We start from the raw sequence: 13,195 nt of genomic DNA, 5'->3' as shown, positions 1-13,195 counted from the left end.
TTAATTTTTTAATACTTACTTTCTGTGATCTTTAGCCCCATGAAAAAAACTACACTTACATGCCTCTTTTTTTTACTAACATTTATAATGTCTGCCCAGCAAAAGCCACGGGAAATGATTCGTGGCAAATTAGTCTCTGATGGTATGATTACCGAAAATGTAAATGTAAAAAACTTAAATACCAACCTCAGTTCCATTTCTGATGAACTAGGCTATTTCACCATTGCGGCACGTGCCAATGATACGCTCCTCCTTTCCGGAGTAAACTTTAAACCCGGTGTCTTGGTCGTGAAGCAACTCGATATGGATGTGGAGACGATGACCATACAACTCAATCTTTCTGTGGAAGAACTGGATGAAGTAGTGGTGAACTCCTTATCCGGGAATCTGGAAAAAGACAGTAAAAGGATGAAAGTTAAAACCATCAATAATAATATTTTAGGAAATAATAACCAGACCATTATCGACAAGAAATATATTGGTGATCAGCAGTCATCAGTTAAAAACCGAACGATGCCTGCGGATGGGAGTATTGAAGACGGTTTAGACTTTGTACGTATATTCAAGACCGCCGGTAAGGCTTTAGGAATTGGCAAGAATGATAAAAAGAAAACAAAAGAATATGTGAGCCCTAAGATATTTCCGGAAGCAGTGAAAGAAAAATTCACAACCTACTTTTTTATGGATGTCCTCCAATTGAAAGATACTAATGAAACCGCACTTTTTCTTGCATTTGCAGAATCAGATCCCAAAGCAAAGCCGCTTTTAGCTCCCGATAAAGAGTTTGAGCTTATTGATTTTCTGATTGACAAACGCAAAGAATTTAAAAAACAGGAATAATATACTAAAGCACAACAAACCGTTGTGCTTTTTTTTGGTAAAATACCTATTTTTGGTAAATGAAAAAAATAGCGACCGTCCTGTTTCTGTTTCTGATGCTCATTGGATTGACTGCAATGGACGTGCACAAGTTTTATGTAGCGGTGTATCAGATGGATTATAGCCCGGAGAAAAAAGCACTTCATATTACTTCCCGCATTTTCATCGATGATTTCAATGCAGCATTAGGTAAAAAATATAAGAAGAAATATTATCTCGGGACTTCAAAAGAATCCAATGAAGAGGTGCTTGCCATGCAGCAGTACCTGCTTGAAAAATTAGCGGTAAAAATCAATGGGCAAGAAAAAAATATACGTTATTTGGGGAAAGAAATGGAAGACGATGTCCTAATTTGTTATTATTCCATAAAGGATGTGGAGCAGCCCAGGACACTCGACGTAAAATGTACATTGCTGCTGGATTATATTTCTGAGCAGCAGAACATCATCCATGCCAATGTTGCCGGTGTACGCACGAGCCTGCTTTTGACAGAGGATACAACAAAAGGCAGTTTAAAATTTTAAAATGAAACTAAAGCATACGGATTCCCGTATAGATAATTAGAGTAAAAGAGCAATTCAGTATATGAAAAGAATAATTTCACTTATGATGGTGTCCCTGTTATTTCCTGTCGGAAGTAATGCTCAGGATGCCAAGCCGGCGGTAGTACGCGAACAAGGTCATGGAGAGACGAATAAATTCCGTCAGATGTATTCCGAAATGGCAACACCCAATATGTACAGAACCGCTTCCGGAGCACCGGGACCTGCCTATTACCAGCAGCAGGCAGATTATAAGATGAATATTGAGTTGGATGATAAAAATGCTAAGATTTACGGAGAAGAAACCATCACCTACCATAATAATTCCAAAGACAGACTGGATTATTTGTGGGTACAGCTGGATCAAAACCAAAAAGCCAAAACATCGCAGTCACCGTTGGTCAATAATCAACGGATGGCAACCTCAAAAGAGGTAAATGCTTTCGCAAAAGAATACCTTCAGGAACAACCGGATCGTGGATTTCATATTGAGCATGTCCGGGACAGCAAGGGAAATCCAATATCCTATACCATCAACCATACCATGATGCGTATTGACCTTCCAAAACCGCTGAATGGTGGCGAGAAAATAACATTCAATATCAAGTGGTGGCACAATATCATCGATTACCGGGCAGAAGGATTTCGTTCCGGATATGAGAATTTTCCAAAAGAAGGCAATAAGCTGTATGTAATTGCGCAGTTTTTTCCACGTATGGCCGTTTATAATGATGTTGAAGGATGGCAGAACATGCAGTTTTGGGGCGCTGGTGAATTTGCTTTGCCTTTTGGGAATTATGAAGTGAATATTACCGTACCGGCCGATCATATTATGGATGCTACCGGGGAATTGCAAAACCGTAAACAGGTATTGACGGCGGAACAATTGAAACGTTATCAGTTGGCTGAAAAGACCTTTGATAATCCTGTGATAGTTGTGACACAGGCAGAGGCCGAAAAAGCTGAAAAGGGTTTTTCTGACCAAAAAAAAACCTGGAAATTCAAAGCCGAAAACGTTCGGGATTTTGCCTTTGCCACCTCCCGTAAATTTATCTATGATGCTATGGCGGTAAAGTTGGGTGGAAAAACAGTAATGGCTATTTCACTCTATCCTAAAGAAGGAAATCCGCTTTGGGAACAATATTCAACACGTGTGGTAGCAAGTACTCTGAAGTCGTATTCTTCCCGCACTTTTGATTATCCTTATCCTAAAGCCATTTCCGTAAATGCCGATGACCAGGGAATGGAATATCCGATGATCTGTTTTAATTTCGGACGCCCGGATGAAAATGGATTTGTAAGCGAAGGGCTTAAAAATGGAATGATCAGTGTGGTGGTGCATGAAGTAGGGCATAATTTTTTCCCTATGATTGTCAATAGTGATGAGCGCCAATGGACCTGGATGGACGAAGGGTTTAATACTTTTATGCAATACCTGGCAGAACAGGATTACATGCCGGGCTATCCATCACGACGTGGGCCGGCGGCAAAAATAGTCCCCTACATGAGTGGTGACCAGAAATTTTTAGAGCCGATCATGTCCAATTCGGAGAATATTGTCCAGTTTGGAAGTAATGCCTATGCTAAACCAGCAACAGGACTTAATATATTGCGTGAAATTATAATGGGCCATGAATTATTTGACTATGCCTTTAAAACCTATGCTCAGCGTTGGAAATTCAAACATCCTACCCCCGAAGATTTCTTCAGGACAATGGAGGATGCTTCGGCAGTAGACCTTGACTGGTTTTGGAGGGGATGGTTCTATACTACGGATTACGTGGATATAGGAATTAAAGAAGTAAAACGATATTATGTTAGCCCGACTGCACTGGTAGTGGAAGAAAAAGCAGGCGCAAAAGAAAAGAGCGTGCGCAAAAGCAAAGAACAGGAAGTACCAATGGTTTACCTACTTCCGGATGATGGAAAAGATTTTGATAAGAAACTCGAAAAACCTTTTCAGGTCTCTGATAACAAAACGCTGGCAGACTATGTAAATGAGAATTTTAATGCCGATGAAAAAGCCCAGTTAAAAGCACCTAAATATTTCTATGAAGTGACTTTTGAAAAACCGGGAGGAATGCCAATGCCCATCATTGTCGCGCTTACATTTGAAGATGGGACTACAGAAACACAGACTTTTCCGGCTCAGGTCTGGAGGATGAACGACCTTAGGGTATCCCGTGTTTTTGCAGTGGCAAAAAAAATAACAAAAATTGAAGTAGATCCGAAACAGCTTACAGCGGATATTGATATAACAAATAATGTATGGCCTCAGACGGCGGTAAAGTCTAAATTTGATCAGTTTGAATAATACTAAGCGCTGCAAGTTTTAAAAATTGTGTTAATTTGTTTGTTGAGAGACAATAAACATGAACTACTTTGTAACTTTGCGAGCGTACAATCTAAAACATATTCGTCTTATGGGAATGTCTGAAATTGCTTTTATTTTATTTGTCGTTGTGATGTTTTTTGGCTCTGATAAATTGCCGGAAATCGCACGTATGATGGGTAAAGGAATGCGTCAACTAAAAGATGCAACTAACGAAATTAAGAGCGAGATCCAGAAAAGTGCCGAGAGTAGCGGTATTGATACTTCGTTTACCAATGAATTTTCTAAAGAAAACCTGACCCGTAATTTTACCGCTGAAATTGATAAAATCAAGGAAGATGTAACTGATGTTGCAGGTGATATAACAGGACCGATTAAACGAAACATGTAATATGCTGGAATACTTATTAGAACTCGATAAAAATCTTTTTGTTTTTCTGAATGGCATGGGATCCGAAACATTTGATCCATTATGGCTTTTTATTACCAAACAGTTCAATTGGATTCCCATATTTGCTATAATATTTTACCTGGTGTTCAAACACCTTGGATGGAAGCATGCCCTATTGGTAGTGGTTATTATTGCCCTTTTAATTACGCTCACCGACCAGACAACCAATATTTTTAAAAGAGGCTTCGAGCGGCTACGTCCGGGCAATAATCCCGAAATCAGTCACTTTATACGCATTGTACAAAAAAGAAGCTCCTTTAGTTTCGTCTCCGGGCATGCCTCCAACTCAATGGCAGTAGCCCTATTCCTGTATCTCGTAATGAAACCGTATTTGAAATACATGGGCTTTATTTTTCTATGGCCTTTGATATTTGCCTATAGCCGTATTTATTTAGGGCTGCATTATCCGGGCGATATATTGTGTGGGTATGTGTGGGGGATTTCAATGTCCCTGATTATGTGGCAGGTTTATAAATATGCCCGTAATCACTTTTTTCCATTACAGAAGGAAAATTTAGATCACCCGACTAACCGTTAATCCATCACGAATAGGTAGAAGTACCGTTGCTACTCTGGGGTCATTGTTAATGACAGTATTGTATTCCAGAAGGCTAACGGTGCTTTTGTCTTTAGGGTCAACAGCTTCCAGTACTTTGCCACTCCATAATACATTGTCTGATAATAGGATCCCGCCCGGATTCATCATCGGGACAATAAGGTTAAAATAATTGAGGTAATTCTCTTTGTCAGCATCAATAAAAACAAGATCAAACCGCGTATCCAGTTTAGGAATAATAGCCAGGGCCTCTCCTAAATGCTGGTGTATTTGCCCGCCCCACGGGGAAAGATCAAAATATTTACGCTGAAAATCAACAAGTTCTTCCTTAATATCGATGGTGTGTAATACGCCATTGGGTGCAAGCCCTTCTGCAAGGCATAATGTAGCATATCCCGTAAAGGTGCCGATTTCTAATATTGCAGCAGGACGGATGATCTTCGACAGCATACTCAATACCCTTCCCTGAAAATGGCCGCTCAGCATCCTTGGCTGTAATACTTTCTGGTGCGTTTCTTTGTTCAGGCGGGCCAGTAATTCCGGTTCTTGCTCGGAATTTTTTTCAGCATATAATTCTAATTCAGGAGAGATAAAGTGCATTTTGTAAAAGTTTTGTGCAAAAGTAAAGAAAATAGTGCTGTTTTTGAGGGCGCTAAAACTTAAAATATTAACTCCGATTGTGAACTTGTCAATACTAATATCTAAATTTGCACCATGCAAACGGAAAAGAAAGATATACGAGCTCTGACAAAAGACCAATTGCGTGATTTTTTTACCGCCAATGGCGATAAGGCATTTCGCGGAAATCAGGTCTATGAATGGCTTTGGAGCAAAGGAGCACACCAATTCGGGGATATGACCAATGTTGCCAAAAGTACCCGCCAGATGCTGGAGGATAATTTTGTGATCAACCATATCAAGGTCGACCAGATGCAGCGCAGCTCTGACGGTACGGTCAAAAATGCAGTGCGTCTTCATGACGGACTGGTGGTGGAATCTGTGTTGATTCCTACGAATACCCGGACTACTGCCTGTGTGTCCAGTCAGGTGGGGTGTAGCCTGGATTGTAATTTCTGTGCTACTGCAAAACTTAAAAGGATGCGTAACCTGAATCCGGATGAAATTTACGATCAGGTGTTGGCTATTGATAATGAAAGCAAGCTCTATTATAATAGGCCTTTGTCAAATATCGTATTTATGGGAATGGGCGAACCTTTAATGAATTACAATAATGTCCTCAAAGCCATAGAAAAAATAACCGCTCCGGAAGGACTGGGTATGTCGCCTAAAAGAATAACCGTTTCTACTTCCGGTGTGCCAAAAATGATCAAGAAATTAGCTGATGATGAAGTGAAATTCAGGCTTGCGGTTTCATTGCATTCCGCGATTGATGCTGTGCGTTCCAGGATTATGCCATTTAGTGCTAATTTTCCCCTGGCAGAATTGCGGGAGTCGCTGGAATACTGGTATCGAAAAACCCAAAGTAAGATTACCTATGAATATGTAGTCTGGAAAGGGATTAATGATACAAAAGAAGCCATAGATGCTTTGGTGAAATTTTGTAAATATGTACCCTGCAAAGTCAATTTGATTGAATACAACCCAATCGATGACGGCGAATTTCAACAGGCTGATCCGGAAGCGATTGATGCCTATATCCGTGCGCTCGAAAACAACGGGATTGTAGCAAAAGTACGACGAAGCCGTGGTAAGGATATTGATGCCGCTTGTGGGCAATTGGCCAATAAAGAAGCCGATGCATAATGTAAAAATAGTATCAAGCTTAACTTAAACAGTTTATTTTGCATCTCATTAAAGAAATGCTATCTTTGAACATCGATGAAAATAGTAGAACAGATCAAGCAGCCAATATATGATGAAATGGAACTTTTTGAGAAAAAGTTTCATCAGTCGATGTCCTCCAAAGTGGCGCTTCTTAACAGGATTACCTATTATATAGTCAACCGTAAGGGAAAACAAATGCGCCCGATGTTTGTCTTCCTAACGGCTAAGATGGTTTCTCAGGGATCAGTGAATGAAAGGACCTATCGCGGTGCTTCTGTAATCGAATTGATCCATACTGCTACCCTTGTACATGATGATGTCGTTGATGACAGCAATCGAAGAAGGGGTTTTTTCTCCATAAATGCACTCTGGAAAAATAAAATCGCCGTTCTTGTTGGGGATTACCTGCTATCAAAAGGACTACTGCTTTCTATTGATAATGGTGATTTTGATTTACTCAAAATTATCTCCGTCGCCGTTCGTGAAATGAGCGAAGGCGAACTGCTCCAGATTGAAAAAGCCAGACGGCTTGATATTACAGAAGCGATTTATTACGAAATCATCCGCCAAAAAACAGCAACACTTATCGCTGCCTGTTGTGCGTTAGGGGCAAAATCGATGATTGAAGATGAAGTGCAGGTAGAGAATATGCGCAAGTTTGGGGAACTGATCGGAATGGCTTTCCAAATTAAAGATGACTTATTCGATTATACCGATGATGCTATCGGTAAACCTACCGGAATTGATATTAAGGAGCAGAAAATGACATTGCCTTTGATTTATGCCCTGAACAACTGTTCGCCTTCCGAAAAAAAATGGACTATCAATTCCATAAAGAACCATAACAAAGACAAGAAAAGGGTTCGTGAGGTCATTGCATTCGTCAAAGAAAAAAACGGATTGCAGTATGCCGAACAAAAAATGGCTGCTTTTCAGCAGGAAGCATTAGTGCTTTTGCAGCATTATCCGGACTCGGTATACAAAGACGCCCTCGTGTTGATGGTGAATTATGTAATTGAGCGAAAAAAGTAACTGCACCGCTATCCACCAATACCTTCTTTGAAATTTTCTACCAGTATTCAAAGAGATTTCTTTATTCAACCTATATCAGAACTTCCAAAAGTTCGGACACACACTTAGAAATTGTTGTTGCCTTTAATAGCTTGTATATGTTGTGAAGCCAGTATTTGTGCATTAGCTATGGCATTGTCTGTTTTATTATGGGCTATTTATTTCCTACAAATAAAGAAAAGGCATTTTTTAAAATAATGCAAAGCAAATTTAATTTGGTTTTAAATAGCTGTAAATAAGGTTGTTATTTATTTTTTGGTCTGTTACGGTATTATTTTTTGAAATAAATTTAAAAAAAATACAACCCTGATGCAACCTTTTCGAAACGATCCTCGTCTATGCTAATAGAAGTCGGTTATTAATTTTACTTGTTGTAATTTTAAACCGTAATAATAACCCCAAAGCATTATTTTGAAAGTAATCAAACTACATCAACAGGAAAGCGATTTAATCCGGATGGCCGTCGACAACAACCGACAGGCACAGCAGAAGATTTATACGCAGTTTGCACCTAAGATGTTAGGCGTGTGCCGGCAGTACATAAAAGATTTGCATCATGCCGAAGATTTGATGATTACGGCTTTTATGAAAGTGTTTACCAACCTGAAAAATTTCGAAAACAAAGGGAGTTTTGAAGGATGGATCAGAAGGATCATGGTGAATGAATGTATTTCATATATCCGGGTACATAAAAAGGTGAGTTATTCCGAAGACGAATATTATAAAGAAGAAGGATTTAATGGTATTGAAAGTGAGCTGAGTGTGGCAGATATCCAATACCTGATTGATGCTTTGCCGGAAGGCTATAAAATGGTGTTTAACCTGTATGCGATTGAAGGGTATATGCACAAGGAAATTGGGGAGATGTTGGGTATTAGTGAAGGAACTTCGAAATCGCAATTGTCACATGCACGTAAAGTGCTGCAGCAACAAATTAATAAGGCAAAGAATTATGAAAATGGAACAGAATAATATAGAGCAACAGTTTAGGGAAAAGCTGGGTCAAAGGACGTTGGCTCCCTCTGAAAATGCATGGGATAGACTGGATGCGATGTTGAGTGTTGCAGAAGGGAAAAAACCAAAGCGAAATTTCAAATGGTTATACATTGCTGCGGGTTTGCTGGGTTTTCTTTTTTTGGGTACCGTTTTCCTGACCATGAACGATAATACAACAATAGAGAAAACGGTAGTCGTAAAAGACAGCCCTATTGAAAAAGCAGCACAACCGGAAGAAAAGAGTACTGTAGCACCGGAAGCGGCAATCATCCTGCAAAAAAATGAAAAAGCTGTTGCTGCAATAGTGCGAAAGCCACTACAGAAGCCTGAAATACAAAAAGAAAACAATGCAGCGAAAGAGGAACATGCCGGTCTCGGGGATATAACAGATAAGCCACAGGATGTAAAAGGAAAATATATATCTGCTGATGAACTTCTGGCTGCTGTAATGACAACTGGCCAGCCAAGTGTCAAATCCCCAAAAGTGACCGTAAAGGTTGATCCTGCCAAAATGCTTTCTGAAGTTGAAGGCGAGCTCGATGAAACCTTCCGGGAAAAAGTAATCCATTCTGTAGGTAAGAACTTTAATACAGTGAAAACTGCAGTAGTGAATCGAAATTACAATTAATAGAAACTTAAAAACAATCCATAACATTTAAAACATTACTATCATGAGAAACCTGACCGTTTACTTATCAATCTTCTTGTGCCTTTTTCTAACCAAAATCTATGCACAGGATTTCGAAACCAGAGCCAAAACTATTGGTGATAAAATAGAGAGTATTACCAAAGAAGAGAAAGCTGCCCTGAAAGAGGAAATTGATGCCATCAACCAGCAATTAGAAAGTGGAAAGATAACTGCGCAGGCTGCAGAACAATCCAAAAAAGATGCAGCTGTAAAAAGAGCCGAGAGCATCGAGCGAAGAGTAGCACTGGAAGAGTCAAAACTGACAGCTCTGGTAAAAAATAAAGTCGATGGTACACTGGTGGATTCTACCAAATCCAAAAAACACAGCTTTACGTTTAATTATGATTCCAAGAAAAAAGATAGTGTAAGAGTGTATTCCAGAACTACTTCCCAACTGGTGTTTGCTTTAGGGGCAAATAACCTGGCTACTGACGGCGCTATTGCCAATTCCGATTTCAGGTATTGGGGGTCTCACTTCTACGAATGGGGAATATCTTACAACACCCGATTGCTGAAAAACAATAACCTGCTGCATGTTAAATACGGACTTTCCCTACAGTACAATAACCTGAGAGCTACAGATAATCGTTTTTTTGTAGAAAATGGAGATCAGACTAACCTGGAAACTTCGGCAATCCATTTGAAAGATTCAAGACTTAGAAATGTGAACCTTGTAGTGCCGGTATATTTGGAGTTTGACTTTGGTAAAAAAGAAGTAAAAGGAGACAAAACCTACTTCAAGATTCAGCAAGGATTCCGATTGGGATTAGGAGGATTTGCAGGAGCCAACATCAAAACAAAACAAATCCTGGATTATGAAATCAATGGGAATGACGTGGAAGAACGTACCCGTGGCAGTTTTAATACCAATGATTTTGTATATGGGCTTGGTGCTTATGTTGGATATAAATCAACAAGTTTATATTTAAAATATGATCTGAATCCATTGTTTGAAAATAATACAGTAGATCAGAACAATATCTCATTAGGATTACGATTTGATTTCAATTGATTTAGTTAAAGTTGTTAGTTTGTCCAGAAAAGGCATTTCAGTAGTGAAATGCCTTTCTTGTTTTTACCATAGTGTAAATAGGGCGATTATAAGATAGCATGAGTGTAAGGAAGCGTCTTGTGAGTGTAAGGAGGTAAACAGGGCTTAAAACGTTGGTAACTTTGTTGTGGACCAATTTTGAAGCTCGTTATTCCTTTGTATCTTTGTACAAGTTATAAAATCCAAATCCAGTACATTGATTACAAAGAATACCATAGATAAAGTTTTTGAAACCGCAAGAGTAGAAGAGGTCATTGGAGATTTCGTGCAGCTCAAGCGTGCAGGAAGCAATTTTAAGGGACTGAGCCCGTTTTCGGATGAGCGCTCCCCTTCCTTTATGGTATCACCGGTAAAGCAAATCTGGAAGGATTTCAGTTCCGGGAAAGGCGGGAATGCGATCGCTTTTATCATGGAGCACGAACATTTTACCTATCCTGAAGCGATTCGGTACCTCGCCCGAAAATACAATATCGAAATCGAGGAAACGGAACAAAGCAATGAGGAAAAAGAACAGACTAACGAAAGGGAGTCCATGTATCTGGTCTCTGAATTTGCTAAAAAATACTTCCACACTACACTCCTTAATTCGGAAGAAGGAAAGGCGATCGGGTATACTTATTTTAAAGAAAGGGGATTCACAGCAGAGACCATCAAAAAGTTTGAGTTGGGTTATTCACCGGAATCCTGGGATGCCCTGACTAAAGAGGCACTCGGGAAAGGTTACCAATTGCAATATTTGGATAAAACAGGTTTGACCATTGTAAAAGAGGATAAACAATTTGATCGTTTTAAAGGCCGTGTGATGTTTCCGATCCAGAGCATGTCCGGCAGGGTATTGGGTTTTGGAGGACGAATCCTGACCAATGATAAAAAAGCGGCAAAATACCTGAACTCTCCGGAGAGCGATATTTACCATAAGAGTAAAGTTTTGTATGGTATTTATCATGCAAAACAATCAATAGCCAAGTTAGACAACTGTTACCTGGTAGAAGGATATACGGATGTGATCCAGTTTCATCAGGCAGGAATTGAAAACGTAGTAGCATCGTCGGGAACAGCTTTAACTCCGGACCAAATCCGATTGATCAATAGGCTGACTAAGAATATTACGGTTCTGTTTGATGGTGATGCTGCAGGTTTGCGAGCATCAATCCGTGGGATTGACCTTATCCTGGAAGAAGGGATGAATGTGAAGGTTTGTACTTTTCCAGACGGGGAAGATCCGGATAGTTTTGCCAAAAAGAATTCCTACGATGACCTGGTGCATTACTTAGAGCATAATGCAAAGGATTTTATCCAGTTCAAAGCTTCGATGTTAATGGATGAATCCAAAAATGATCCTGTGAAAAAAGCAGGATTAATCCGGGATATGGTGACTAGTATTGCGAAGATACCGGATAGGATTCAGCGCGAAGTTTACATTCAGGAAACTGCGAGGATCATGGATATCTCAGAGCAGGTATTGGTGAATACACTGGCGCAATTGGTTGAAAAAGATAGCGTAGAAACCGATAAGAAAGGCAAGCAACCCTATCAAAAACCGATGGAAGTTGTTAAAGAGCCGGAATCGCAAACTTCAAAAATTGACATCCTCTACCAGCTGGAACGTAAAATTATAGAGATTTTATTATTGTATGGCAATGTAGAAGAGGAGTTTGAAGACGTATTGATTAAAACCAACGAATATGGGGAACCGATGGAGGTTTCCGAGAAAAATAATTACAAGGTTTTTCAACGGATTTACCTTAGTCTCCAGGAAGATGAAGTGGAATTGGCCAATGGGCTATTCCGTGCTATTTATAATGACCTGGTGGCTTTTTATCATCAGAATGAGGTATTCAATATAGAACAATATCTGATGCATCTTCCGGTAGAGTTGGCTCAGGAAGTTACCGATATCCTAATGGAAGATGAGCTTTATAAATTGCACAACTGGGAAGGGCAAAATATTATCCCGATTTATAAAAGTGAGAATACAGCACAATATGTGTCAGAAACAATTTTGACAATGCGTTGGTATTTGGTGGACAAGATTATCGACGAGCTCAAAAGTTCGCTTTCTGCAGAGCCTGATTCCGATAATTCGGAAATATTAATCATGGCAATGGATTATCATAAACTCATCAATTCCTTTTCTTCAAAACTGGGGCGTGTGATGTCGCGTTATAGCAATTAACGATTAGACAATATCCAGTGTTTTGGCTTTGTTGACGAGGTCAACTAAGTTGGTAACATGCAATTTTGTCAATAAGCGTAATTTGTACGTACTGATCGTTTTTTCGTTGAGGTTCAGCGTTTTTGCAATTTCCTTGTTTTTGCGTCCTTCACTCAAATAGCGTAAAACCTCAATTTCGCGTGTGGAAAGTTTACGGTACAGGCGTTCATTTTTACGCTGTTTCGTAATCAGTGCCAAATTTTTCTTTACGAGGTCACTATATACAATTTCTCCTTCATTTACTTTTAGAATCGCTGACTCAAGTGCCTGCAGCTCTGCATTTTTATGCACATAAGCGGATACGCCTGTTTTGAGTGCATTTGGGGCAAACATCTGTTCGGATAAATTGGTATAAATGATAAATTTTACCTTTGGATAGTCCTTAATCAGGGACTTAATATAGTTGATGCTCGCGAGCCCTTCCAGTTCCAGGTCAATAACGAGGATGTCGAAATTCTTCTTGGGAAGGGTGGAAGTGACTTCTTCAAAATTTGAAGCCGTATCAGAAATCTTAATTTCACTATGGCCTTCAAAAAATGATTTTACCCCATATCGGACAACGGGCTGATTATCGGCTAAAAATACTTTAATCATCATATGAAATTTTAGTTAGACAATATTATTAAAAA

The 13,195-nt window shown here is 39.5% G+C and carries 13 protein-coding genes; 11 read left to right on the top strand and 2 right to left on the bottom strand.

Annotated elements, in window-relative coordinates:
- Positions 1-39 precede the first annotated feature (39 nt).
- The 5 genes from FK004_RS01275 to FK004_RS01255 all read left to right on the top strand — a co-directional run bounded on the left by FK004_RS01275 (position 40) and on the right by FK004_RS01255 (position 4,742).
- On the top strand, positions 40-840 hold the full coding sequence (locus FK004_RS01275) for a hypothetical protein (RefSeq protein WP_157955995.1): 801 nt from the start codon (positions 40-42) through the stop codon (positions 838-840).
- A 59-nt stretch (positions 841-899) separates the two neighbouring features.
- Positions 900-1,403 (top strand): DUF6702 family protein, encoded by a 504-nt coding sequence (locus FK004_RS01270; protein ID WP_227871651.1) that lies wholly within the window; start codon positions 900-902, stop codon positions 1,401-1,403.
- A 61-nt stretch (positions 1,404-1,464) separates the two neighbouring features.
- On the top strand, positions 1,465-3,735 hold the full coding sequence (locus FK004_RS01265; RefSeq protein WP_108735610.1) for a M1 family metallopeptidase: 2,271 nt from the start codon (positions 1,465-1,467) through the stop codon (positions 3,733-3,735).
- A gap of 109 nt (positions 3,736-3,844) precedes the next feature.
- Positions 3,845-4,144: a Sec-independent protein translocase subunit TatA/TatB gene (locus FK004_RS01260; RefSeq protein WP_193844347.1), complete on the top strand. Its 300-nt coding sequence runs from the start codon at positions 3,845-3,847 to the stop codon at positions 4,142-4,144.
- A gap of 1 nt (position 4,145) precedes the next feature.
- Positions 4,146-4,742, top strand: coding sequence for a phosphatase PAP2 family protein (locus FK004_RS01255; RefSeq protein WP_108735609.1), 597 nt, complete (start codon positions 4,146-4,148; stop codon positions 4,740-4,742).
- On the opposite strand, the gene FK004_RS01250 is transcribed toward FK004_RS01255, so the two are convergent.
- The gene (locus tag FK004_RS01250) at positions 4,719-5,360 is read right to left on the bottom strand and encodes an O-methyltransferase (RefSeq protein WP_108735608.1); all 642 of its coding nucleotides are present in this window, start codon (positions 5,358-5,360) and stop codon (positions 4,719-4,721) included. The genes FK004_RS01255 and FK004_RS01250 overlap by 24 nt on opposite strands.
- Positions 5,361-5,474: 114 nt before the next feature.
- Here FK004_RS01250 and rlmN point away from each other — a divergent pair, with 114 nt between their 5' ends.
- The 6 genes from rlmN (at position 5,475) to dnaG (ending at position 12,527) form a co-directional block, all read left to right on the top strand.
- Positions 5,475-6,524 (top strand): dual-specificity RNA methyltransferase RlmN, encoded by a 1,050-nt coding sequence (gene rlmN / locus FK004_RS01245; protein ID WP_108735607.1) that lies wholly within the window; start codon positions 5,475-5,477, stop codon positions 6,522-6,524.
- A 75-nt stretch (positions 6,525-6,599) separates the two neighbouring features.
- Positions 6,600-7,577 carry a polyprenyl synthetase family protein gene (locus tag FK004_RS01240; protein WP_108735606.1) on the top strand — a complete coding sequence of 326 codons (978 nt, stop codon included), beginning with the start codon at positions 6,600-6,602 and terminating at the stop codon, positions 7,575-7,577.
- A gap of 450 nt (positions 7,578-8,027) precedes the next feature.
- Positions 8,028-8,588 carry an RNA polymerase sigma factor gene (locus tag FK004_RS01235; protein WP_108735605.1) on the top strand — a complete coding sequence of 187 codons (561 nt, stop codon included), beginning with the start codon at positions 8,028-8,030 and terminating at the stop codon, positions 8,586-8,588.
- Complete coding sequence (locus FK004_RS01230) at positions 8,575-9,240, top strand: hypothetical protein (protein WP_170108535.1); 666 nt, start codon at positions 8,575-8,577, stop codon at positions 9,238-9,240. Before FK004_RS01235 ends, FK004_RS01230 begins: the two co-directional genes overlap by 14 nt.
- A gap of 43 nt (positions 9,241-9,283) precedes the next feature.
- Entirely contained in the window at positions 9,284-10,312 is a 1,029-nt protein-coding gene (locus tag FK004_RS01225; protein WP_108735603.1) for a hypothetical protein, read from the top strand.
- 235 nt (positions 10,313-10,547) lie between these two features.
- Positions 10,548-12,527 (top strand): DNA primase, encoded by a 1,980-nt coding sequence (gene dnaG / locus FK004_RS01220; protein WP_108735602.1) that lies wholly within the window; start codon positions 10,548-10,550, stop codon positions 12,525-12,527.
- 3 nt (positions 12,528-12,530) lie between these two features.
- Here the strand turns inward: dnaG and FK004_RS01215 are convergent, their stop codons facing one another.
- Positions 12,531-13,160 carry a LuxR C-terminal-related transcriptional regulator gene (locus tag FK004_RS01215; protein ID WP_108735601.1) on the bottom strand — a complete coding sequence of 210 codons (630 nt, stop codon included), beginning with the start codon at positions 13,158-13,160 and terminating at the stop codon, positions 12,531-12,533.
- Positions 13,161-13,195 lie beyond the last annotated feature (35 nt).

The organism is Flavobacterium kingsejongi (assembly GCF_003076475.1).
Classification (GTDB): domain Bacteria; phylum Bacteroidota; class Bacteroidia; order Flavobacteriales; family Flavobacteriaceae; genus Flavobacterium; species Flavobacterium kingsejongi.
This window is presented reverse-complemented; position numbering and strand designations above follow the sequence as displayed.

Excerpts from the sequence above, each read along its gene's own strand:
- rlmN (WP_108735607.1), top strand. The coding sequence starts at position 5,475 with ATGCAAACGGAAAAGAAAGATATACGAGCTCTGACAAAAGACCAATTG.
- FK004_RS01255 (WP_108735609.1), top strand. The coding sequence starts at position 4,146 with ATGCTGGAATACTTATTAGAACTCGATAAAAATCTTTTTGTTTTTCTG.
- FK004_RS01230 (WP_170108535.1), top strand. The coding sequence starts at position 8,575 with ATGGAACAGAATAATATAGAGCAACAGTTTAGGGAAAAGCTGGGTCAA.
- FK004_RS01215 (WP_108735601.1), bottom strand. The coding sequence starts at position 13,160 with ATGATTAAAGTATTTTTAGCCGATAATCAGCCCGTTGTCCGATATGGG.
- FK004_RS01250 (WP_108735608.1), bottom strand. The coding sequence starts at position 5,360 with ATGCACTTTATCTCTCCTGAATTAGAATTATATGCTGAAAAAAATTCC.
- FK004_RS01240 (WP_108735606.1), top strand. The coding sequence starts at position 6,600 with ATGAAAATAGTAGAACAGATCAAGCAGCCAATATATGATGAAATGGAA.
- FK004_RS01225 (WP_108735603.1), top strand. The coding sequence starts at position 9,284 with ATGAGAAACCTGACCGTTTACTTATCAATCTTCTTGTGCCTTTTTCTA.
- FK004_RS01275 (WP_157955995.1), top strand. The coding sequence starts at position 40 with ATGAAAAAAACTACACTTACATGCCTCTTTTTTTTACTAACATTTATA.
- FK004_RS01260 (WP_193844347.1), top strand. The coding sequence starts at position 3,845 with ATGGGAATGTCTGAAATTGCTTTTATTTTATTTGTCGTTGTGATGTTT.
- FK004_RS01270 (WP_227871651.1), top strand. The coding sequence starts at position 900 with ATGAAAAAAATAGCGACCGTCCTGTTTCTGTTTCTGATGCTCATTGGA.
- FK004_RS01265 (WP_108735610.1), top strand. The coding sequence starts at position 1,465 with ATGAAAAGAATAATTTCACTTATGATGGTGTCCCTGTTATTTCCTGTC.